The organism is Candidatus Symbiopectobacterium sp. NZEC151, from assembly GCF_025962655.1.
Lineage (GTDB): Bacteria > Pseudomonadota > Gammaproteobacteria > Enterobacterales > Enterobacteriaceae > Symbiopectobacterium.
Genome location: NZ_JAGFPE010000002.1, coordinates 21,848 through 44,736, shown reverse-complemented (window position 1 = coordinate 44,736; position 22,889 = coordinate 21,848). Strand labels below are relative to the sequence as shown.

The 22,889-nt window shown below is 52.5% G+C and carries 22 protein-coding genes; 14 read left to right on the top strand and 8 right to left on the bottom strand.

Annotated elements, in window-relative coordinates:
• Positions 1 to 2: 2 nt before the first annotated feature.
• Positions 3 to 803: a glucosamine-6-phosphate deaminase gene (gene nagB, locus J5067_RS08230; protein WP_264650877.1), complete on the bottom strand. Its 801-nt coding sequence runs from the start codon at positions 801 to 803 to the stop codon at positions 3 to 5.
• Positions 804 to 1,107: 304 nt separating this feature from the next.
• On the opposite strand from nagB, the gene nagE reads away from it, so the two are divergent.
• Together nagE and glnS are read left to right on the top strand one after the other, a co-directional pair.
• Entirely contained in the window at positions 1,108 to 2,604 is a 1,497-nt protein-coding gene (nagE, locus tag J5067_RS08225) for an N-acetylglucosamine-specific PTS transporter subunit IIBC (protein WP_264651098.1), read from the top strand.
• Positions 2,605 to 2,831: 227 nt separating this feature from the next.
• The gene (glnS, locus tag J5067_RS08220) at positions 2,832 to 4,490 is read left to right on the top strand and encodes a glutamine--tRNA ligase (RefSeq protein ID WP_264645040.1); all 1,659 of its coding nucleotides are present in this window, start codon (positions 2,832 to 2,834) and stop codon (positions 4,488 to 4,490) included.
• Between the two features lie 76 nt (positions 4,491 to 4,566).
• Here glnS and fur read toward each other — a convergent pair whose 3' ends face one another.
• Both fur and fldA read right to left on the bottom strand, forming a co-directional pair.
• The gene (fur, locus tag J5067_RS08215) at positions 4,567 to 5,013 is read right to left on the bottom strand and encodes a ferric iron uptake transcriptional regulator (protein WP_264650876.1); all 447 of its coding nucleotides are present in this window, start codon (positions 5,011 to 5,013) and stop codon (positions 4,567 to 4,569) included.
• 335 nt (positions 5,014 to 5,348) lie between these two features.
• A complete protein-coding gene (gene fldA, locus J5067_RS08210; protein WP_264645042.1) occupies positions 5,349 to 5,876 on the bottom strand; it encodes a flavodoxin FldA in 528 nt (175 codons plus the stop codon).
• Positions 5,877 to 6,330: 454 nt separating this feature from the next.
• On the opposite strand from fldA, the gene J5067_RS08205 reads away from it, so the two are divergent.
• A complete protein-coding gene (locus tag J5067_RS08205; RefSeq protein WP_264650875.1) occupies positions 6,331 to 8,007 on the top strand; it encodes a methyl-accepting chemotaxis protein in 1,677 nt (558 codons plus the stop codon).
• 75 nt (positions 8,008 to 8,082) lie between these two features.
• On the opposite strand, the gene ybfE is transcribed toward J5067_RS08205, so the two are convergent.
• Both ybfE and ybfF read right to left on the bottom strand, forming a co-directional pair.
• Positions 8,083 to 8,370 (bottom strand): LexA regulated protein, encoded by a 288-nt coding sequence (gene ybfE, locus J5067_RS08200; protein WP_222160012.1) that lies wholly within the window; start codon positions 8,368 to 8,370, stop codon positions 8,083 to 8,085.
• Positions 8,371 to 8,544: 174 nt separating this feature from the next.
• Complete coding sequence (gene ybfF / locus J5067_RS08195) at positions 8,545 to 9,318, bottom strand: esterase (RefSeq protein WP_264650874.1); 774 nt, start codon at positions 9,316 to 9,318, stop codon at positions 8,545 to 8,547.
• Between the two features lie 233 nt (positions 9,319 to 9,551).
• Here ybfF and seqA point away from each other — a divergent pair, with 233 nt between their 5' ends.
• Both seqA and pgm read left to right on the top strand, forming a co-directional pair.
• The gene (gene seqA / locus J5067_RS08190; protein WP_264645045.1) at positions 9,552 to 10,085 is read left to right on the top strand and encodes a replication initiation negative regulator SeqA; all 534 of its coding nucleotides are present in this window, start codon (positions 9,552 to 9,554) and stop codon (positions 10,083 to 10,085) included.
• A 39-nt stretch (positions 10,086 to 10,124) separates the two neighbouring features.
• The gene (pgm, locus tag J5067_RS08185) at positions 10,125 to 11,768 is read left to right on the top strand and encodes a phosphoglucomutase (alpha-D-glucose-1,6-bisphosphate-dependent) (RefSeq protein WP_264645046.1); all 1,644 of its coding nucleotides are present in this window, start codon (positions 10,125 to 10,127) and stop codon (positions 11,766 to 11,768) included.
• Between the two features lie 161 nt (positions 11,769 to 11,929).
• On the opposite strand, the gene J5067_RS08180 is transcribed toward pgm, so the two are convergent.
• The 3 genes from J5067_RS08180 to kdpE all read right to left on the bottom strand — a co-directional run bounded on the left by J5067_RS08180 (position 11,930) and on the right by kdpE (position 14,909).
• Positions 11,930 to 12,556, bottom strand: a complete 627-nt coding sequence (locus J5067_RS08180) for a response regulator transcription factor (protein ID WP_264645047.1) — start codon at positions 12,554 to 12,556, stop codon at positions 11,930 to 11,932.
• Positions 12,557 to 13,685: 1,129 nt separating this feature from the next.
• Positions 13,686 to 14,114, bottom strand: coding sequence for an EamA family transporter (locus J5067_RS08175; RefSeq protein ID WP_264628601.1), 429 nt, complete (start codon positions 14,112 to 14,114; stop codon positions 13,686 to 13,688).
• A gap of 111 nt (positions 14,115 to 14,225) precedes the next feature.
• Complete coding sequence (gene kdpE, locus J5067_RS08170) at positions 14,226 to 14,909, bottom strand: two-component system response regulator KdpE (protein ID WP_264645094.1); 684 nt, start codon at positions 14,907 to 14,909, stop codon at positions 14,226 to 14,228.
• A gap of 380 nt (positions 14,910 to 15,289) precedes the next feature.
• Between kdpE and J5067_RS08165 the strand changes: the two genes are divergently transcribed.
• From J5067_RS08165 to nei, 9 genes are all read left to right on the top strand, one after another.
• On the top strand, positions 15,290 to 15,496 hold the full coding sequence (locus J5067_RS08165) for a YbfA family protein (RefSeq protein ID WP_264645048.1): 207 nt from the start codon (positions 15,290 to 15,292) through the stop codon (positions 15,494 to 15,496).
• A 195-nt stretch (positions 15,497 to 15,691) separates the two neighbouring features.
• Positions 15,692 to 16,648, top strand: a complete 957-nt coding sequence (locus J5067_RS08160; protein ID WP_319801685.1) for a DUF523 and DUF1722 domain-containing protein — start codon at positions 15,692 to 15,694, stop codon at positions 16,646 to 16,648.
• 22 nt (positions 16,649 to 16,670) lie between these two features.
• Positions 16,671 to 18,125, top strand: a complete 1,455-nt coding sequence (phrB, locus tag J5067_RS08155) for a deoxyribodipyrimidine photo-lyase (RefSeq protein ID WP_264650873.1) — start codon at positions 16,671 to 16,673, stop codon at positions 18,123 to 18,125.
• A gap of 8 nt (positions 18,126 to 18,133) precedes the next feature.
• Positions 18,134 to 18,877 carry a type 2 GTP cyclohydrolase I gene (locus tag J5067_RS08150; RefSeq protein ID WP_264650872.1) on the top strand — a complete coding sequence of 248 codons (744 nt, stop codon included), beginning with the start codon at positions 18,134 to 18,136 and terminating at the stop codon, positions 18,875 to 18,877.
• A 166-nt stretch (positions 18,878 to 19,043) separates the two neighbouring features.
• Positions 19,044 to 19,700: a 5-oxoprolinase subunit PxpB gene (gene pxpB / locus J5067_RS08145; RefSeq protein WP_264650871.1), complete on the top strand. Its 657-nt coding sequence runs from the start codon at positions 19,044 to 19,046 to the stop codon at positions 19,698 to 19,700.
• The gene (gene pxpC / locus J5067_RS08140; RefSeq protein WP_264650870.1) at positions 19,694 to 20,626 is read left to right on the top strand and encodes a 5-oxoprolinase subunit PxpC; all 933 of its coding nucleotides are present in this window, start codon (positions 19,694 to 19,696) and stop codon (positions 20,624 to 20,626) included. The genes pxpB and pxpC overlap by 7 nt, the downstream gene beginning before the upstream one ends.
• Complete coding sequence (gene pxpA, locus J5067_RS08135; protein WP_264645054.1) at positions 20,616 to 21,353, top strand: 5-oxoprolinase subunit PxpA; 738 nt, start codon at positions 20,616 to 20,618, stop codon at positions 21,351 to 21,353. Before pxpC ends, pxpA begins: the two co-directional genes overlap by 11 nt.
• A gap of 36 nt (positions 21,354 to 21,389) precedes the next feature.
• Entirely contained in the window at positions 21,390 to 22,037 is a 648-nt protein-coding gene (pcp, locus tag J5067_RS08130; RefSeq protein ID WP_264645055.1) for a pyroglutamyl-peptidase I, read from the top strand.
• A gap of 38 nt (positions 22,038 to 22,075) precedes the next feature.
• Complete coding sequence (nei, locus tag J5067_RS08125) at positions 22,076 to 22,867, top strand: endonuclease VIII (RefSeq protein WP_264650869.1); 792 nt, start codon at positions 22,076 to 22,078, stop codon at positions 22,865 to 22,867.
• Positions 22,868 to 22,889: the final 22 nt, after the last annotated feature.

Below are 22,889 nucleotides of genomic sequence, written 5' to 3'. Positions count from 1 at the left end.
GATTAAAGACCGATAAGGCTTTCTGCTTCCAACTCGTGGAAGTATTTCACGGTTTTGACTTTCAACTCCATGGTAGAGGGCTCATCACAAACAATGATGGCCTTGGCATGCAGTTGCAAACAACTGATGGTCCACATGTGATTCACATTGCCCTCTACGGCTGCCTGTAACGCTTGTGCTTTGTTACGGCCAGACACCAAAATCATCACTTCCTCTGCATCTAGCAGTGTGCCGACGCCGACGGTAAGCGCATATTTGGGAACCTGAGACACATCACCGTCGAAGAAACGGGAATTGGCGGTGCGGGTCTCTTCGGTCAACGTTTTGATTCGCGTACGGGAGGCTAAGGATGAGGCCGGTTCATTAAACGCAATATGCCCGTCATTACCTACACCGCCCATAAACAGGTGAATCTTGCCATAGGCGGTCATTTTCTCTTCATAGCGTTGGCACTCGGCCATCACATCTGGGGCGTTACCGTTCAACAGGTTAATATTTTCCTGCTGAATATCAACGTGATTGAAGAAATTCTCATACATGAAGGTGTGATAGCTTTGCGGATGTGCGGCTGGCAGACCGACATATTCATCCATATTAAACGTCACCACGTGTTTAAAGCTGACCAGCCCCGCGTTGTGCATCACGATAAGCGCTTTATAGGCTTCTAACGGTGAGCTGCCTGTTGGGAGGCCCAGCACAAAAGGGCGCTCGGCGCTGGGGTTAAAAGCATTGATGCGCTGCACAATGTGTCGTGCCGCCCATTTGCCTACCTGCTCTGATGTGGCTACGGGAATAAGTCTCATACATAAATCTCCGGATAAGCGTTCCAAAACCAGTGAACCAATTTGCTGCTGTCTGGATGATAAAGACAGGTTATTAGTTAGTCTAGCCTGTTTTTTTTTATCTTGAAATAAGGTGAGTTAATCGATAGGTATAATGATTTAATATGCGGGTGTTTTGCGCGTTCTGTCACAGAATGCTAGGGATTAATTTGCGTGGCGAATTATTTTTTTTACACTTCAAGCACAAGCCGCCTTGAATGGGATGGCTGCTGTGAATGGGTTTAACGGGCAGTTTGGTATCCCCTGGCGGGAGAGAGAGGATAATGTGAGTGTTCTTAGCTATTTACAAAGGGTAGGCCGTGCGCTGATGGTACCTGTGGCGACGTTGCCAGCCGCCGCGATTCTCATGGGGATAGGGTACTGGATCGATCCCAACGGTTGGGGCAGTGAGAGCGCGCTGGCGGCGTTGCTGATCAAATCCGGTGCCGCAATCATTGAAAACATGGGGGTGCTGTTTGCGGTGGGTATCGCTTATGGCATGTCCAAAGATAAAGACGGGGCGGCGGCGTTAACCGGATTCGTCGGTTTTCTGGTGCTGACCACGTTGTGCTCTCCCGCAGCCGTTTCGATGATCCAGCATATTCCGTTGGCCGAAGTGCCCAAGGCATTCAGCAAAATCCAAAACCAGTTTATTGGTATTCTGGTCGGTATTATTTCGGCGGAACTCTACAACCGTTACAGCCATGTCAAACTGCCCGAGGCATTGTCGTTTTTCAGCGGGCGTCGACTGGTGCCTATTTTGACCTCATTCCTGATGATCGCTGTTGCCTTCATCCTGATGTATGTCTGGCCGGTGATTTATAGTGCGCTGGTCACACTGGGCGAGCATATCCAGCAGTTGGGATCGGTGGGGGCCGGCGTGTACGCGTTCTTCAACCGCCTGCTGATCCCTGTAGGCCTGCACCATGCGTTGAACTCGGTATTTTGGTTTGATGTGGCGGGCATTAACGATATTCCGAATTTCCTCGGTGGACAGCAGTCCATTGATGCGGGCAAAGCGGTTGTTGGCATCACGGGACGCTATCAGGCGGGGTTCTTCCCCATCATGATGTTTGGTTTACCGGGTGCTGCGTTGGCGATTTATCACTGCTCGCGTCCGGAAAACAAAAGCAAAGTGGCGGGGATTATGATGGCCGCCGCGTTTGCCGCTTTCTTCACCGGGATCACCGAGCCGCTTGAGTTTTCGTTTATGTTCGTAGCGCCCGTGCTGTATCTGCTGCATGCCGTGTTGACCGGGATTTCGGTGTTCATTGCGGCAAGCATGCATTGGATTTCCGGGTTCGGTTTTAGTGCCGGGCTGGTGGATATGGTACTTCAATCACGTAACCCGTTAGCTACCCAGTGGTATATGCTGATTCCGCAAGGGCTGATGTTCTTTGTTATTTACTATGTGACGTTCCGTTTCACCATCAAACGTTTCAACTTGCTGACGCCGGGGCGCGAGCCGTCGGTTGATGGTGGCGAAGCGGAGGGTGTGACGCTACATCAACGCGTTGCCGAAAAGAAGGTGAATGATACGACATCTCTGGCTCAGGGGTATTTGGCGGCGCTGGGCGGTAAAGCCAATCTGGTCGGGATTGATGCCTGTATCACGCGTCTGCGGCTGAATGTGGTGGATTCTGCGCAAGTGGATGAGGCCCAGGCGAAACGCCTGGGGGCGGCGGGGGTTATCCGCTTGAATAAACAGAATGTGCAAATTGTTGTAGGGACGCAGGCGGAGGCGATCGCCACGGCCTTGAAGCAAATTCACCACGAGCAGTGATGGTGTTGTGAGCGTTAAATGGTGCGGCGTGGGGTATTCCTCACGCCGCATTTTTTATCGCCGTTAGCATAACAGGACGCCCGTTTTAGATTACTTCATGCGTAATCATCCGTTGTTTTGCCTCTTTCTGTGTATTTCATAAGATTTAGTGCAAGTAACAGTTGTGTCCTGCCGTAGCTTGTTGGATCATTGCGGGTTATGTGTCGTTTTGCATCGAGGAATCAAGCATGAGTGAGGCCGAAGCCCGCCCAACCAATTTTATCCGTCAGATCATTGATGAAGATCTGGCGTCTGGAAAACACAGCCTGGTACAAACCCGTTTTCCGCCGGAACCCAATGGCTACTTGCATATCGGCCATGCCAAGTCCATTTGCCTCAATTTCGGGGTGGCGCAAGATTACAACGGTCAATGTAATCTGCGTTTTGATGACACCAACCCGGTGAAAGAAGATATCGAGTACGTCGAGTCCATCAAGCAGGATGTGCAATGGTTGGGTTTCACCTGGAGCGGTGAGATTCGCTATTCTTCTGATTATTTTGACCAGTTGCATCTGTATGCGGTCGAACTGATTGGTAAAGGGCTGGCCTATGTGGATGAACTCTCTCCCGAGCAGATCCGCGAGTACCGTGGCACGCTGACCTCCCCTGGTAAAAACAGCCCTTACCGCGATCGCAGCGTTCAGGAAAACCTGAACCTGTTTGAAAAAATGCGCAACGGCGGGTTTGCTGAGGGCACCGCATGTCTGCGCGCCAAGATTGACATGGCATCACCGTTCATCGTGATGCGCGATCCGGTCCTGTACCGCATCAAATTTGCCGAGCATCACCAGACCGGGAAAAAGTGGTGCATCTATCCCATGTACGATTTCACGCACTGCATTTCCGATGCGCTGGAAGGGATTACGCACTCACTGTGCACGCTGGAGTTCCAGGACAACCGCCGCCTGTACGATTGGGTGTTAGACAACATCACCATTCCTTGTCATCCGCGTCAGTATGAATTCTCGCGCCTGAACCTGGAATATGCGGTGACGTCCAAACGCAAACTGAATCAACTGGTGACGGAAAAAGTGGTTGAAGGCTGGGACGATCCTCGCATGCCAACCATCTCCGGCCTGCGCCGCCGTGGTTACACAGCTGCCTCCGTGCGTGAGTTTTGTCGTCGTATCGGCGTGACCAAACAGGATAATAATGTCGAAATGGCGGCGCTGGAATCCTGTATTCGTGACGATCTGAATGAGCATGCGCCGCGCGCCATGGCGGTGTTGGATCCGGTAAAAGTGGTTATCGAGAATCTGCCAGAAGGCCACGAAGAGTGGGTTTCCATGCCGAATCATCCGAATCAGCCGGAAATGGGAACGCGTCAGGTGCCGTTCAGCCGTGAGATTTATATCGATCGTGCCGATTTCCGTGAAGAAGCGAACAAACAGTACAAGCGTCTGGTACTGGGTAAAGAAGTGCGTTTGCGCAATGCGTATGTCATCAAGGCGGAACGGGTTGAGAAAGATGAACAGGGCGTTATCACCGCGCTGTATTGCACTTATGATGCCGAAACGTTGAGTAAAGACCCGGCTGACGGGCGTAAAGTGAAGGGCGTTATTCATTGGGTTTCTGCCGCACATGCGCTGCCGGCTGAGTTCCGCCTTTACGATCGCCTGTTCAACATGCCAAATCCAGGTGCGGCGGATGACTTCCTCGCAACCATCAACCCGGATTCGCTAAAAGTGGCTCAGGGATTTGTTGAACCGAGTTTGGCGAAGGCAGAAGTAGAAAAAGCGTATCAGTTTGAACGCGAAGGGTATTTCTGTGCCGATCGCCGCTATTCGAGCGAAACGCATCTGGTGTTCAACCGCACGGTAGGTCTGCGTGATACCTGGGTTGGCTGAGGCCAGCGTTTGACTGAAATGAAAAAACCGCCTGTTTGGGCGGTTTTTTTATGGCATCAATCAGAAAAAACCTGACTTATTTTGGGTCGTGGAGCGTTTCTTCTTCGCGGCAGTCGCCCGTAGCGCAATGGCCATAGAGGTACAAACTGTGGTTAGTCAGTTTGATACCGTGTCTGTCTGCGATTTCGCGCTGACGCGCTTCGATAGATTCATCACGGAATTCAATAACGCGTCCGCAATCCAGGCAAATAAGATGGTCATGGTGGTGTTGCTGTGTCAGCTCGAACACTGACTTACCACCTTCAAAATTATGACGGGTGACAATACCGGCATCATCAAACTGGTTAAGCACGCGATAAACGGTCGCAAGACCGATCTCTTCGCCCATATCTATCAGTTTTTTATACAAATCTTCCGCGCTGACGTGATGACACTCCGGATCCTGCAACACTTCCAGAATCTTCAGTCTTGGCAGAGTGACTTTCAAGCCGGCCTTCTTTAATGCGGTGTTATTGTCAGTCATGCGGGTTTAGTCCTGTTGCTTTCTCGTCGATGGGGGCAATTAAGCCTATGACATCGGTCGGCTCAAAAATTGTAATGGCGTCTCAATTATAGAACCGCGCATTAAAAATGAAAACCATGGGATGTTAACAATACCGTCTCCATAAAGAAAGTGTGCATTCGCGCGCAATCTCTTGTTGTAAAATGGAGAAAATTGATAAACGTACAAAACCGATGGGTACTATTGTACAGGCTTAGACCAGGAAGTTAAAAAAATGTTTCTATTAATTTAATCGGTTTTATCTATTAATAAAGCCCTGACATTGCTATCAGGGCTTTTATGTAAAACAGTGGCGATCAACCGGCCAGTGATTTCAGGTTGAGCTCTTCGCTGATTTGTTTGACCCAGGCACTCACGCGTTCACCGGTCAGTTCAGGTTGACGGTCTTCATCAATCGCCAGACCGATAAAGTGGTTGTCGTCTGCCAACCCTTTAGAGGCTTCGAAATAGTAACCTTCCGTTGACCAATTGCCGACAATCGTTGCCCCGCGCGGTTCAATAATGTCGCGCAGCGTTCCCATCGCGTCACAAAAGTATTCGGCGTAATCTTCCTGGTCACCACAGCCAAACAGGGCAACGATTTTTCCATTGAAATCAATTTCTTCTAATGTCGGGAAGAAATCGTCCCAATCGCACTGGGCCTCACCATAGTACCAGGTCGGAATACCCAGCAGCAGGATATCAAACGCTTCGATATCTTCTTTGCTGCTCTTGGCGATGTCATGAACCTCTGCAACATCACTGCCCAGTTGCTGTTGGATTGTCTTGGCAATGTTTTCGGTATTGCCGGTGTCACTGCCAAAGAAAATGCCTATGAGTGCCATGGATAAAATAACCTCTTTATTCTTAATGGTATGGTGCGGTTTATCACCTACATATCAAGTAATAATATCAGACGCAGGGGGTAGGAGAAACTTGTATCTTTTCCCTGACCCAAAGCGAAAATAACCGCTATTAAGTCAGGGTTTTTATCACATAGCTCATTTGCGCAATTCCGCCAGTTTTTTTAATTACTTTAGCGGCGGCATTGTTATCACCCGTTTCCCTATCTTTGTGAAAAATATGAGTAATAACTAATTTTTAGTCACAGCGTGCTGTAGATCACGGAGGGAAACTACTAAATATTCTTTTAATATTGACGATGAAAGTAGAAGGTTCGCTGTGTGCTTGCAAACGTGAAGCATCGCGTGTTTTTCCCGTTAGGGATTGTTTCAAACCTGATGATTTTTTTAAAAATAATAACCCTACCGTACGTTATTTTATATCTGGAGCTGGCTTATGCAATTTTTTAGAAACATCGCCATCAGAACGGCAATGTTATGGGTTTTAGGGGTTTTCTGTGTGCTTTGGGGCGGTGTTTCCGTCTACACCATTTTCTCCTTCAAAGAGATGACCACGACCTCACAGACCAGTACCTTACTGGTTCATAACATGAATTTAGTCAATCAGGGCAACGATCAATATTTTCGCATGGTAACCCGTTTGGCACGGGTAGTGGATTGGCGTCGTAACGGTGAAAACACCCTGGCGGATAAAGAACAGGCGTCAGCATTGACGGCATTGAACAACCTGAAATCCGATCTGGCCACCTTTAGCAGCATCGATCATGCGGGATTGGATGCCGCGCTGGCTGAAGCGGTGGTCCGCGATTGGGGCAACCTGATTACCCAAGGCGTTGATCCGATGTTTCAAAAGGCGCAGGCCAACGCATTGGATGAATATCAACGCTATGCCAAGGAAACGGTGCCTGCCCTCAGTCGTCAATTCGGGGCCTCGGTAAACGCGTTTAACAAGGCAGGCTCCGATAAGTTTGCCGCAGCGGGCGTGCGTTTTCAGCAAATCACTGCCGTTGGTCAAAATATTTTGCTGACGGGATTGATTGTCGGGCTGCTGCTACTGTTTTTCACCGATCGCTATCTGGTGGCCTGTTTGGTGAAGCCACTCGATACGCTACGCGATCACTTCAGCGCTATCGCTTCCGGGCAACTCGGCAAGCCGATTCATGATTTTGGTCGTAACTGTGTGGGGCGGTTGCTGCCTCTGCTGCGGAATATGCAAACCAGTCTGGCGACGACGGTAAGCACCATTCGTTCCAGCACCGATGCCATCTACCTTGGCGCATCCGAGATTGCTTCCGGCAATAATGACCTTTCATCGCGTACTGAACATCAGGCTTCCGCACTGGAAGAGACGGCGGCCAGCATGGAGCAGTTGACCGCAACCGTCAAACAGAATGCGGAAAACGCCAATCACGCGAGCCAATTGGCGTTGCAAGCGTCCAATACGGCGAGAAAAGGGGGCGAGATTGTCGATAACGTGGTGAAAACCATGGCGGAGATTTCAGGAAGTTCAAAACGCATCGCCGAGATCACTACGGTGATCAACGGTATTGCGTTCCAGACCAACATCCTGGCGCTTAATGCCGCCGTTGAAGCGGCGCGGGCCGGTGAACAAGGGCGCGGTTTTGCGGTGGTCGCGGGTGAAGTACGCAGTCTGGCGCAGCGCAGTGCGCAGGCGGCAAAAGAGATCGAAGGGTTGATCGCCGAATCCGCCCACTGTGTGGGCACTGGCTCTCAGCTGGTCGAAGATGCTGGCGTGACCATGAGTGACATTGTTCGTGCCGTGACCAATGTGACGGACATCATGGGGGAAATTGCCTCGGCATCCGGTGAGCAAAGCAAAGGTATCGCGCAGGTTGGACAAGCGGTGGCGGAAATGGACAGCGTGACGCAGCAAAACGCGGCATTGGTGGAGCAGGCTTCTGCGGCCGCGCTGTCGTTGGAAGAGCAGGCTGCGGTACTCAACCGGACAGTGGCCGTGTTCCAACTGTCTGAGTCCTCCGTGCCGGTGGCCGCTCCTGCTGCGGCGCCAGTCGCTGCCCTGGCGCGTGCTGGCAGTGCGACAACCGTCAAAAAGGCGTTGCCACCGGGAAACGATAACTGGGAAAAATTTTAACCGAGCGGTTTATCGAACAATGCCGTTACCAGGGAGGGAGACAGGGCGTCATGGATGACGCCGGAAATCAACGTATCAGGATGAAAGGTCTTTGTCCGCCAGTTGCGCCAGCAACATGCGCTCAATGAGTTCACTACGGCTGATGTTCTGCATTTCAGCCAGGCTATTGAGTGCTTCCACGGCTTCTTCATTAATTTTCAATTCGATGCGACGCAAACCTCGCACCTTGTCACGACGCAATTGATTGCGCTTGTTAATGCGAAGCTGTTCGTCGCGTGAAAGCGGGTTGGTTTTGGGACGACCAGGCCGACGTTCATCCGCGAACAGATCCAACGTGGTACGGTCCGTTTGTTCTTTTGCCATAGGTAGTGCTGCTGCAAGGAAGTCTGACCAAAATGCACGCATCGGTTCAGCGTGACATTTTGATGATGTGGTTACGGTGCATAAGGCTGATTCAGCCGTCCCTCTACTGCGGGCGCCATCATACCCCAGCGAGGCTGGCGGCGACAATGGGTAACTGCCGCCGATCGCTACGGATTATGCGGGGGACACCTCAAGAAAACGGTGGATAGCGCGCAGAACCGCATCGGGCTTTTCTGCGTGAACCCAGTGACCACTGCCTGCAATCACATGCGCTTTCGCATTGGGAAACTGCTGCAACAGCGTTTCCCGATAGCGGTCGTCCAAATAAGAGGATGCGGCACCGCGAATAAACAGGATAGGTTTGCGCCAGGCGGGTACGGTTTCCCAGCCAACGATGTGCTCATACTGCTCCCACAGCACCTGGACATTGAAGCGCCACTCCCCCTGCTGAAAGGATTTCAGTAGAAATTGCACCACGCCCTCTTCCTTAAGGTGGTGACGCATGATGGCGGCGGCTTCGGTGCGACTGGTGACGCCCGCAGCGCTAACCGCCCGCAGTGCCGCAAAAACGTCATCGTGGCGACGCAGTTGATAATCGACCGGTGCAATATCAATGGCGACGATTTTCTCGATGCGGTCAGGAATCTGTGCACTCAACGCCATCGCGGTTTTCCCCCCCATGGAGTGCCCGATGATAATCACCTTATCGATAGTTAACGCATCCAGCAGTTCTTTCACATCGCTTGCCATGGCGGAGTAGTTCATTTCCGGCGTGCGCGGTGATAATCCATGGTTACGTAAGTCGACCTGAATGACATCGTGCTGCTTTTGCAGGTCACGCGCCAGAACGCCCAGATTATCCAGATTACCAAACAGGCCGTGAATCAATACGATAGGCAGTGTATGCGTGGGGTGTTGCGCATTTTGCAGGCGATAATTCAATTTCATGGTGAAGTTCATTCAGAGACACAGACGCTTAGGGTATCATGACCGCTGCCGATGATGTTGCCCTGTGGGAAATGAAGGCTATGCTTTTTGCAGGTTGCAGGTAATGGGGCGAGGGAGCAGATGGGAGATCGTCTGACTTTCGATATTGTTTGTGTTATGCCGCTGTTCGGTGGTATTGATTCGCCTATATACTTCTTGCCGATTAATTAGAGTAAAAACAGTACTGGATAAAGATGAAAACTATTGAGGTCGACGAAGAGCTGTATCGTTATATTGCCAGCCACACGCAGCACATTGGTGAAAGCGCCTCGGATATTCTGCGTCGCATGTTGAATTTCCGGGCAGGACAGGTCGTCACCGCTTCTGAGGCTGCGCCAACCAAAGCGCAGACGTCAGCGAGCGTAGCTACAAAACCGCGTGATGGCGTCAGGGCGGTGCGTGAACTGCTGTTGTCCGATGAATATGCCGCGCAAAGTAAAGCCATCAATCGCTTTATGCTGGTGCTCTCCACATTATATTGCCTCGAACCGAATGCCTTTTCTGCGGCAACCGAGCAGCTTCATGGCCGCACGCGCGTGTATTTTGCTGGCGACGAACACACACTGCTTCAGCATGGCGTCCATACCAAACCCAAACATATACAGGGCACGCCCTACTGGGTCATCACCAATACCAATACGGATCGCAAGCGCAGCATGGTTGAACAAATCATGCAGTCGATGCAGTTCCCAACGGAACTTATCGAAAAAGTGTGCGGTACTATTTAGCAAATAGCGTCTTAACGAATAGCGTCAGGGAGAACGCCGATGGCTAATCACCCCAGAGCCGGACAACCCACCCGGCAAAGTGATTTGATTAATGTGGCGCAATTAACGTCACAGTATTATGTATTAGTTCCCGATGTGGAAAACGCCGCGCACGCGGTGAAGTTCGGGACCTCTGGCCACCGCGGCAGCGCGGCGCGCCACAGTTTTAACGAGGCGCATATTCTGGCCATCGCTCAGGCGATTGCCGAAGAGCGCAAAAAGCAAGGGATCACCGGTCCATGCTTCGTGGGTAAAGACACCCATGCACTGTCGGAACCGGCCTTTATTTCGGTGCTGGAAGTGCTGGCAGCGAACGGCGTTGACGTGGTGGTGCAGCAGGACAATGGTTTTACGCCGACACCCGCTATCTCCAATGCCATTCTGGTGCATAACCGCAAAGGCAATGCGCTGGCCGATGGGATTGTGATTACACCGTCTCACAACCCGCCGGAAGATGGCGGTATCAAATATAATCCGCCTAATGGCGGTCCTGCTGATACCAATGTCACCAGCGTTATCGAAAAACGCGCCAACGCCCTGTTAGCCGATGGGTTAAAAGCGGTGAAACGCCTGACGTTGGATAAAGCCTGGCAAAGCGGTCATGTGCATGAGCAAGATCTGGTGCAGCCTTATGTCGAGGGATTGCGTGAGGTCGTGGATATTCCCGCCATTCAGAAGGCAGGGTTGACACTGGGTGTCGATCCGTTGGGCGGTTCGGGCATTGCCTACTGGCAGCGCATCGCAGAGCACTACCAGTTGAATTTGCGGCTGGTCAACGATGCGGTCGATCAGACTTTCCGCTTTATGACCTTGGATCATGACGGCGTTATCCGCATGGACTGCTCCTCAGAGTCAGCGATGGCTGGGTTACTGGCGCTGCGTGATAAATTTGATCTGGCCTTTGCCAACGATCCGGATTATGACCGCCACGGCATTGTGACACCTGCTGGCCTGATGAACCCGAATCACTATCTGGCTGTCTCCATCGATTACCTGTTCCGCCATCGTCCGCAGTGGGGGCAATCTGTTGCTGTCGGCAAGACGCTGGTTTCCAGCGCCATGATTGACCGTGTGGTGGCCGACCTTGGGCGCAAACTGGTGGAAGTACCGGTCGGGTTCAAATGGTTTGTTGATGGGTTATTCGATGGCAGCTTTGGTTTTGGCGGCGAAGAGAGTGCGGGAGCATCCTTCCTGCGCTTTGATGGTACGCCATGGTCAACGGACAAAGACGGTATCATCATGTGCCTGCTGGCGGCTGAGATCACCGCGGTAACCGGCAAAAATCCGCAACAACACTATGATGCGCTGGCGGCCCGTTTTGGCGCACCGAGTTACAACCGTATCCAAGCCTCTGCAACCCACGCGCAAAAAGCGGCACTGTCGCGCTTATCACCCGAACAGGTTGCGGCCAGTACGCTGGCGGGCGATCCGATCACCGCACGTTTGACGGCTGCGCCGGGTAACGGTGCCTCTATTGGCGGATTGAAAGTGATGACGGATAACGGCTGGTTTGCGGCACGTCCGTCGGGCACGGAAGAAGCCTACAAGATTTACTGTGAAAGTTTCCTGGGCGCGGAGCATCGTGCGCGCATTGAGAAAGAAGCGGTAGATATTGTCAGCGCCGTGCTGGCGAATGCCAAATAAGCGTTGCTCGATTGAGCCCTCTCTGGGGGGCCGCTGACCAACAGCACTACGCCCACCGTCATTCCCGCGAAGGCGGGGATCTCTTGCAGAAGAAACGCGTTTATTCTTACAGAGATCCCCGGCTTTCGCCGAGGATGACAAAGGGGAAAGTGACGTAGTCATCAGACTGAGGACGCCCTGTGCGTCCTTTGTTTTTTCTGCTTGAAATAGCAGGAAAGGTTCTCGGCGGCGATGCTATGTAACCACTCATGGAGGTCGGCATGGTTTTTCAGCATCAACTTTTGCATGGCGTGATTACGGTATGCGCTGATGGCTTTGATGGATATTCCGGATAGTTCACTGATTTTACTGTTGTTGAGTCCCTGTTTGTAGCCCCATAATACCTCCCGTTCGCGTGGGCTGAGGCAATGCACGATATTATATCGCTGTACGTGGGAGGGAATCCCAGGCGATGAAGGGCTGGCAACGAAAGTATTCAATAACGCTGACAGCGTTTCTGGCGGATCGTTTAGTGCCAACTGTCCGTCTTCGTAACCACAGCAGAGTGTGTTCTTCTGCTTTACCAGCAAGAAAAGTAAGGTAGCACGCCGTTTGCGGCGAAATTGACGCCACCAGCGCGGTGCATGCTGCGTCGGGGTGGTGAAAATAATATCCGCGTGTGCAAGCTGCTCAGCGCTATGTTGAATATTAACCTCAAGTTTTTGGGTATGGAACCATTGATGGATGAGGTGTTCAAGGCCGACAGTAAAATAGCGATCAAAATGAAGGAGCACAACAGTTCTTTCCATCGTCTAGTACCTATTTAACAGGTTGTTCCCGAAAAAATGTCTGCCTGGGCAAATGCACCTGGATCCTATGTAGGGTGAATACATTCATCGATGGTGAGTTAATAAATGATTGATGTAAAAATTTCCTTGTGTTTATTTTATTATCTGGTTTTATGAGGGTTTATGTGTGCGGATACATCTTCCTCTTGGTGGTTCACGTTTTGTATTAATATTTAATAGCATGGTTTTCTCTAATGTCCATTTTTTTTGTTTAGTTGTTGTGTAACTGTTATCATTTGAAATGACACCCATTGTAACCGTGCGATATCCGTAGCAAAACATATGAATAGTAATCATTTTCTTAAAATGAAAACGAGTGTGAGAGTTATATCCTTTTTGTTCTGTGATGTACTTTTAATTTATCTAAACAGGTAAAGGTGAAAGATATTCATTGAGATTTTTCAATGGTAATCGTTTGCTCAGTCGATTGATAATCTTTTTTTATCGAGTATCGCTACTAATAGCAGGGGCGTTTTTTTATTGGTTTGCCTTTCGTTTATCGTTTATTGGATATTATCATTGCGTATACTTGTAACCACTAACGGTGAAACCGACGCTCTCAGTGTTGAGCAGGCTTTTAGTTGCGTATGCTTAGTACACCGCGCTGTGTTCGTGCTGCGGCATCCCGCTTAAGCCCGCCCCCCTCAATAAGGTCAATTGCAGGCAGGTCAGAGTAACAACAATTGGGTATATGACAGCGTTAACCTGTTATACCTCAGAGTACTTTTTAATTCTTATCTCATGGGATAGCGATATGGACAGAAAAAATGTTTTTCTTCAATATAAATCATGTGCGGCTCGTTCATTGAAAAAAATCAATACTAAGCGAAAGAGTGATTCTGTTTATTTAATGATGACTCATGTTTATAAAGAAAAAATAAATTGCTTGAGGAATAGGTATGACCTCTATTTCTATTTCAGTGGCAGGGATAAACAGCATTCTGAATTCATATTTTATTCAATATGCTGCTTGCATGAAAAGAGAAAGAGCCTTGGTTGCCATGTGATGCGATTTTCATAACCTGAACCTGTTGCTAACGGCCTGTTGTTTCTTCTTTTTATAAGCCCTCGGCAACGCCGAGGGACACCCTTAGCCTAATGCGACCAGTAGCGCACCAACGGATATCATGGCCACACCCACGCCGCCTAATAGCGATATTTTCTCTCCCAGGAGAACGGCCGCCAAAATAACAGCAAACACAACGCTGAGTTTATCAATGGGGGCAACCTGAGCTACATTACCATTTTTTAATGCCAAAAAATAAAACAGCCAGGAAAGCGCTCCTGCAATCCCGCTTAACACAATAAATGCCAGTGCTTTTTTATTGGCAAGCACTTCACCGATCAGGGTGGTTTTCCCTTGCACCACCACAACGCCCACCAAAAACAGCGCCATCACCACGGCACGAACAGCGGTCGCCGTGTTGGCGTCAAGATTTTGCAATCCCACTTTACCGAACAGGGCCACCGCAGCGGCACACAGGGCGGAGAGCAATGCATAAAGTAACCAGCTACTCATGATGAGCCTCAGCATTAAAATCAGGATGGAGATCAATAGAATGAGCGTGGGATGTTACGCCTGCTCGGGGGGGATAACCAGTGTTATCCGCTGTTTAATCAGCACGGTGGCTCAAGGCATAAAACGGTAACCTACCGCGGTTTCAGTGATAAAGTGGCGAGGCCGTGTGGGATCGTTTTCCAACTTTTGTCGCAGGTGTCCCATATAGATGCGCAGGTAATGGCTGCTTTCCACCGCATTGGGTCCCCAAACGTGCACCAGCAGTTGGCGCTGCGTCAGCACTTTGCCCGCATTCGCCAGCAGCAGCGCCAGGAGTTTGAATTCGGTGGGCGTCAGATGTAGCGTTTCGCCGTCCCGGCTGACCAAACGCTGGCTGAGATCAACGGTAACGCTGCCGAATGTCACCAACGGGCTTTCCATTGCGTTAGCCCCGTGGCGGCGTAATGCCACGCGCACACGGGCCAGTAATTCACCAATCCCGAACGGCTTGGCGAGATAATCGTCAGCACCCGCATCCAGCGCGTCGATTTTATCCCGTTCATCACTGCGTGCGGACAGCACAATAATCGGTATGCTGCTCCACTGGCGAACGTCACGCAGGTAAAGGGTGCCATCACCATCAGGCAATCCGAGATCGAGAATCACCAGATCGGGCTTGCGGGTAGCGGTTTCCAGCAGGCCACGTTGCAAGGTCTGTGCATCAAAAACGCGCAGCCCTTCGTTTTCCAACGCGCTGCGTACAAAGCGCTGGATCTCTTTTTCATCTTCTACGATCAAAACGCTAGCGGGTAACAGGGTATTTACTCCTTCTGTCTCGTTGCTGCTGGCATTGAGCCGTCTGCACGACGTCGAACGCTACTCTATGACGCTATCATATATTTCCGTGTGCTTGCGACAAAAGCCTTTCGGGTGACGGAAAGCGAGCAGCGCGGCGGTAGCGGATAAAAAAGCCAATAAACGCAACATGAATTTATACATTAAATGTAATTCATTAACCATTATGTAACTCAATAACAGAATATTCGGGAAAATTGACGAAAACACGATCTTTTTCTGGTCCGATGAGTAGTAAAGTTTCAACAAAAGCGGTACTATTTTGAGCAGTTATTCATCGTTATGTTGATTTTGTGAGCCAGGTCGTTGCAGTGGCCGCTCACTGATGAAGGAGGATCGCTATGTCGATTTATACTGCTTATCCCTTGTATCGCGTTCTCCTACGTCGCGTTGCTGTTGTTGCTTTCGGATTACTGGCGTTGCCTGTAATGCTGTTTCGTACCGATCGCGCCCGCTTTTACAGCTATTTGCACCGTGTTTGGTTGAAAACCAGCGATCAGCCGGTCTGGATGGCACAATCTGAAGCGGCAGCCGGTGATTTTTTCTAAGCCTCTCAGCAATTCAGTAACCAACATCGTTGTGCGCTACTGACCTCAAATACGCCTCGGTCAGTAGCTCTGTCTTTTTATTCCCTTTGCTCTTCCCTCTGATACGCCTTGGTTTTTGTTTTCGCTCGATCTGCTCCGTAACCGCTTGAAATCCGCTATGCTGAGGGAATGTTGACGAACGGGAGAGCGTTTATGATGTCAGCTCCTATTCCTGTTGGAATAAGTGCATGTTTGCTCGGTGCGCCAGTGCGGTTTGACGGTGGGCATAAGCGTCTTGAGTTTGCTGTTGATCAATTAGCCCCTTATTGCCATTTTCAGCCAGTATGTCCCGAAATGGCGGTCGGACTGCCTGTGCCGCGCCCGGCGCTGCGGCTGGTCAACGAGGGGCAGCAGGGGATTCGGCTCTGTGCCAGCAACGGTTCTGGCATCGATGTCACGGATAAAATGCTCGCTTTTTCCGAGCAAAAAATGGCATCGTTGCGCGATCTGTGCGGTTTTATCCTGTGTGCCAAATCCCCCAGTTGCGGGATGGAACGGGTCAAGGTCTATGACAGTCAGGGAAAAAATGCCCGGAAAAGCGGGGAAGGGCTGTTTGCACAAGCGCTGAAACGGCACATGCCGTGGTTGCCGTTAGAGGAGAATGGCCGCTTGAGCGATCCTGTGCTGCGAGAGAACTTTATTGCCCGGGTTTATGCCTTGCATGAATTGCAGCAAATCTGGCAGCAGGGGCTGTCGCGTGGCGCACTGATGGCGTTCCATAGCCGCTATAAATTGTTGTTACTGGCGCACTCGCAGCCCGAATACCGAGAGCTGGGCCCTTTTGTCGCAGGCATGGCGCAATGGCCGACGTTGGAAGCCTTTGCCACGGAATACCGGCTGCGTTTTATGCGATTGTTGTCGCACCCGGCATCGCGTCGTAACCATACCAATGTATTGATGCACGTTCAGGGTTATTTTCGTCCCCACCTGACCTCCCAACAGCGTCAGGAGTTAGCCAATCTGATCGATCGTTATCGGCAAGGTGTGCAACCGCTGCTGGCACCGATGACGCTGTTGCGTCATTACATGACCGAATACCCTGATGATTACCTGGCGCAGCAGCGCTACTTTGACCCCTATCCTGAAGCTTTGCGTTTACGCTATGGCCACTAATATTTTCCAGTAAGGAACAGTTATGACCACGCATCTGGTCTGGTTTCGCCATGATTTACGGATCACCGATCACTCCGCGCTGCATGCTGCTTGTCAGAACGCCGATGCCAAGGTCATTGCGCTTTATATTGCTACGCCAGGCCAATGGCAGGCGCACGGCATGGCGCCGCGTCAGGCGACGTTTCTGCTACAGAATCTCCAGGCATTACAACAGTCGTTGGCAGATAAAGGGATTCCGCTGTTTTATCAACAATGTGAGGACTTTCATCTGGCGGTTGACGCCGTTGATGCGTTTTGCAAAAAGCAGCATGTTTCCCACCTGTTTTATCATTACCAGTACGAAATCAATGAGCGCGAACGGGATCGTGCGCTGGAAGCCAAACTGCACGGGCAGGTGGTGTGTCAGGGGTTTGATGACAGCGTACTGCTAGCGCCAGGCAGTCTGGTGACGGGAAAACAGGAGATGTACAAAGTCTTTACGCCGTTTCGCAAAGCGTTTATCCAGCGTTTGCTGGAGATGGAGGTTACCTGCTTCCCCGCGCCGAAAAAGCGTGCCAACGCAGACGTGGGAAAATGGGCGGCGTTGATCCCCTTCGATTACCCTCAACAGGCGGTGGACGAGACGCTGTTTCCGGCAGGAGAACAGGCCGCGTTGGCGCGATTACGCCAATTTTGCCAATCGAACGCGGCTGATTATCACCAACAGCGTGATTTTCCCGCACAGCAAGGCACCAGCCAACTTTCGCCTTATCTGGCATTGGGCGTCATCTCACCGCGTCAGTGCCTCAATCGTCTGCGTGCAGAGCATCCCACTCTGTTAGAACAGTCTGACGGTGGGGCGTTTACCTGGTTGAGCGAACTGGTATGGCGTGAGTTTTATCGCCATCTGCTGGTTGCCTGGCCGCGCTTGTGTAAACACCACCCGTTTGTAGATTGGACGCAGCAGGTGCAATGGCGGCAGGACGAAAAAGCGCTGGCAGCCTGGCAACAGGGTAAGACTGGCTTTCCGATTGTTGATGCCGCGATGCGCCAATTGAACGGCACCGGATGGATGCATAATCGGCTACGCATGATCTGCGCCAGTTTTCTGGTAAAAGATTTGCTTATCGACTGGCGGGCAGGGGAGCGCTATTTTATTTCTCAACTGCTGGACGGCGATTTGGCCGCGAACAATGGCGGCTGGCAGTGGGCTGCCTCTACCGGTACCGACGCGGCACCCTATTTTCGTATTTTTAACCCGACCACGCAGGGCGAACGTTTCGATCCGCAAGGGACATTTATCCGCCATTGGGTGCCCGAACTGGCCGAGGTGCCAGACGGCGATATTCACCAACCGCATCGCTGGGCGCAGCGGCAAGGGCGCACGTTGGATTATCCGACGCCGATGGTCGATCATAAACAGGCCAGGCTGATGACGCTGGAAGCCTTTGAGGCCGCGAAAGCGTCGCAGGAAAAAGGCCAGAATCAGGCATATTAAGGAGCGTTATGCGCAACAGCGAATTGGAAACAGTGATCAACCAGCAACTGAATGTGGCCGCGTTTCAGGATTACGCGCCCAACGGGTTGCAGGTTGAAGGGCGTGAAAACGTGCAGCGGATTGTCACCGGAGTGACTGCCTCGCAGGCACTGCTGGACGTAGCCGTTGCTCAACAGGCTGATGCCGTGCTGGTTCACCACGGCTATTTTTGGAAAAACGAGTCTCCGGTGATTTCCGGCATGAAGCGGCGTCGCTTGAAGACATTGCTGGCGAACGATATCAACCTCTATGGCTATCATTTGCCGTTGGACGCCCATCCCGAGTTAGGTAATAACGCCCGTCTGGCGGCGCTGTTAGACATCCGCGTGCTGGGTGATATTGAGCAACTGCTGCCTTATGGCGAACTGTCTCAGCCTGTGAGTGGCGAGGCGTTACGTGAGCGTCTGGAGGCGCGATTGGGGCGTTCCGTGCTGCATTGTGGGGATAATGCACCGTCGCAGATAACGCGGTTGGCCTGGTGCTCCGGTGGCGGTCAGGGCTTTATTGAGCAAGCGGCGCGCTTTGGCGTCGATGCGTTCTTCACCGGAGAAGTATCGGAACAGACGATTCATATCGCCCGTGAGATGGGGCTGCACTTCTATGCGGCAGGCCATCACGCGACAGAGCGTGGTGGCATTAAGGCGCTGGGGGAGTGGTTGGCGCAGCAGCACGGGTTTGATGTAACCTTTGTGGATATCCCTAATCCCGCCTAGTGCTAATCAACTCACTGTTTTTTAAAAATAATATAAAAATTTTAGTGAGAGAAAGTGGCATCTTTATTGCTTGTCTATTAACAAACCTTATCGCTCGTGGTGTCGGGCGAAGTGCGTATCAAGGCGGCATGGCAGAGTAATGCCCTACCGCGATGGGGAGAAGAGCGTGCAACGAGCGCGGTGCTACTTATTGGGCGAGCGGGCCGTGGTGCTGGAACTGGAGCCGCCGCTGTCATTGCAAAGCCAACAGCGTATCTGGGGGCTGGCTGAACGTCTTCATCAGCATGAAGCGGTGGAGGCGGCGATCCCTGGGATGAATAACCTGACGGTGGTGTTAACCCATCCGCAGCAGGCGGCGCGCGATGCTATTGAGCGTTTGCAGCGCTGGTGGGAAGAGAGTGAATCGGTAACGATTGAAGCGCGGGACATCACGATTCCGGTGGTGTATGGCGGCGACGCTGGCCCGGATTTGTTGCAGGTGGCGCAGCATTGCCAGCTCTCTCCGCGTCAGGTGGTGGAGGCGCATGCAGCGGCGCACTATGTGGTGTACTTTCTGGGTTTTCAGCCGGGATTTCCTTATCTGGCAGGATTGCCAGAACCCCTGCATTCGCCACGGCGTGCAGAGCCGCGCCTGAGTGTGCCCGCTGGCAGTGTCGGTATTGGTGGTCGGCAAACCGGCATTTACCCGCTGGCAACCCCCGGAGGCTGGCAGTTGATTGGCCGAACGTCGGCAACGCTGTTCGATCCGCGAGCGGAGCCACCCACGTTGCTGCGTCCCGGTGACAATGTGCGCTTCGTGCCGCAGCCGGAGGGCCTATGCTAAAGATAACTCATGCCGGGCTGCATACCTCGGTGCAGGATGCCGGGCGGCATCATCTGCGTCATCTGGGTATCAGCCAGTCTGGTGCGCTGGACATGCCAGCATTAAGCATTGCCAATTTGCTGGTGGGCAACGCGATGTCCGAAGCCGGGCTGGAAATTACGCTCGGAAAATTCGCGGCGACCTTTACCTCATCTTGCTGGATTGCATTGACCGGGGCTGATAGCCACGCCGAGCTCGATGGTAAGCCGGTCTGGACCGGTTGGCGTTTTCATGTGAAAGCGGGGCAAACGCTCAGGCTGCGCATGCCGCGTCGGGGCATGCGCAGTTATCTGGCTATTTCCGGTGGCCTGGGGCTGCCAGAGGTGCTCGGATCGCTAAGTACTGATTTGAAAGCCGGGTTTGGTGGCTATCTTGGTCGACCGCTCCAAGATGGCGATATCCTTCCGCTGAAAAAAGCCGCCTACCGCAAGCCGCATAAGCCTGTCGGCATCAAGCAGATTCTGTTCAGCAATCGGGTGCGGGTGCTTCCCGGGCCGGAATATCATGAATTCAGTGAAGAGGCGCGCGACACGTTTTGGCGCACCGGTTGGCAACTGAGTCCGCAGAGTAACCGTATGGGATATCGGTTACAGGGACCGGCGTTGACACGCATAACACCGCGAGAGCTTTTTTCTCACGGCGTACTGCCGGGGGTGATTCAGGTGCCGCACGGGGGTCAACCGATCCTGTTACTGGCCGATGCGCAGACCACCGGTGGTTACCCACGCATTGCTTGTGTGATTGAGGCGGATTTATTCCATCTGGCGCAGATTCGGCTCGGTGAACCGATACATTTCATTCCCTGCACGCTGGATGACGCCTTGCGTGCGTCAGAGGCGCAAAGGCGTTATCTGGAACAACTGGCGTGGAGGCTCAATGATTATTGATTTAAATGCCGATCTGGGCGAAGGCGGCAACAATGATGAAGCGCTATTACAGTTAGTCACGTCTGCCAATATTGCCTGTGGGTTTCATGCGGGGGACGCTCAAACCATGCGCCAGTCGGTGCGTTGGGGGATGCGCTACGGCGTGGCGCTGGGGGCCCATCCCAGCTTTCTCGATCGGGAAAACTTTGGCCGCAAGGCGATGTCGGTATCCGCAGACACGGTCTTCGCTCAGGTGGTGTATCAACTGGGCGCGTTAAGCGCGATTGTGGCAGTTGAAGGCGGCAGGCTGACGCATGTCAAACCGCACGGCATGCTGTATAACCAGGCCGCGCGCGATCCCATGTTGGCCGATGCGATTGCGCGTGCGGTGCAATCGGTGAATCCGGCGTTGCGGCTGGTCGGGTTGGCGGGAAGTGAACTGATTCACGCGGGTCAGCGGTTGGGATTGGCAACACGGCAGGAGGTGTTTGCCGATCGCGGTTATCTGCCGGACGGCACGCTGGTGCCGCGCGACCAGCCTGCTGCGTTGATCAAAAGCGATGAGCTGGCGCTGGCGCAAACGCTGGAGATGATCAAACGTCGCCGGGTGCGTGCCAGCGATGGCACTTGGGTTGATGTGGAGGCCGATACGGTTTGTCTTCATGGTGATGGCGATCATGCCCTGCTGTTTGCGCGCAAGTTGCGTCAGTGTTTCAATGAGCACCAGATTCAGGTTAGGGCGGCGTAAGTTACGCCACACCAGCAAAATGAGTGAAAATCAAGCATGAAAACCGTATTGGTGACGGCGTTTGAGCCCTTTGGCGGGGAAACCATCAACCCTTCCTGGGAAGCGGTAAAGGTATTGCAAGGGCGTGAGATTGCCGGTGCGCGGGTGGTGACTTGCCAGTTAGCCTGTGTGTTCGACCTGGCGTTGCAGCAGCTCAATGCCGCGCTGGCTGAGCATCAGCCCGACTGCACGATAGCCGTTGGACAAGCGGGAGGGCGCGCCGAAATCACCGTCGAGCGCGTCGCCATCAACATCAACGATGCGCGTATTCCCGACAATCACGGCAAGCAACCCATCGATACCTCGGTGATCCCAGGGGGACCGAGCGCCTATTTTGCCACTTTGCCGATCAAATCGATGGTCAATGCGTTACGCGAGCAGGGGATTCCCGCCTCGGTGTCCCACACCGCAGGCACCTTTGTGTGCAATCATGTGATGTACGGCTTATTGCACGCGCTGGCGCAGCGCTCCGGCGCAGTCAGTGGTGGGTTTGTTCATATTCCCTATGCACCGCAACAGGCGGCGCGCCATCCTGGGGAGCCATCAATGCCGATTGCTATGGTGACGCAGGCGCTGGTCGCCATGATTGCCGTCGCGCTGACTCAGCAGCAAGATGCGATTATTTCTGGCGGCACTACGCATTAGCGTCCGGGGCACATTCCCCGACGAGAAAGGAGAGATTGATGCCTGAAGGGCCAGAGATCCGCCGCGCCGCCGACGCGTTAGCCGCGGCGGTGGTGGGGGAGCCGTTAACCGGGGTTTGGTTTGCTTTCCCTGAATTAAAACCTTACGAAACGGAGCTTACCGGGCAGACGATTGAAAAGTTGGAAACGCGCGGTAAAGCGCTGCTTACCTACTTTTCTACTGGGCGGATTCTTTATACCCATAACCAGCTTTATGGCCTATGGCGCGTGGTTGATGCGGGCGTGATGCCGGATACCAAACGCGATTTGCGCGTTCGCTTCGAAACGCAACATCGTGCGATTCTGCTGTATAGCGCCTCGGATATTGTCATGCTCACGCCGGATGCGCTGGCCACACATCCTTTCTTGCAGCGCATTGGCCCTGATGTGCTTGATAGGTCCGTTACCCCGGAACAGGTGCGAGCCAGAGTGTTGAGTAACAGATTCTGCCGTCGCCGTTTGAGTGGCTTGTTGCTCGATCAGTCTTTTTTGGCCGGACTGGGCAACTATTTGCGCGCGGAGATTTTATGGCACGCTGCGCTGTCGCCACAGCACAGTGCGACGACGTTGGATGAAGAGCAACTGAGTGCACTGAGTGACGCGTTATTATCACTGCCGCGCCTTTCCTATCACACGCGGGGAACGGTAGATGACAATCGCCATCACGGCGCGTTATTCCGTTTCAAGGTGTTTGACCGTGAAGGGGAACCCTGTGAGCGCTGCGGGCACCCCATCGTGCGCACCATGCTCTCTTCGCGTCCGTTTTTCTGGTGTCCACATTGCCAGCATTGAGGCGTAAAAAAGCCGGGAAAAT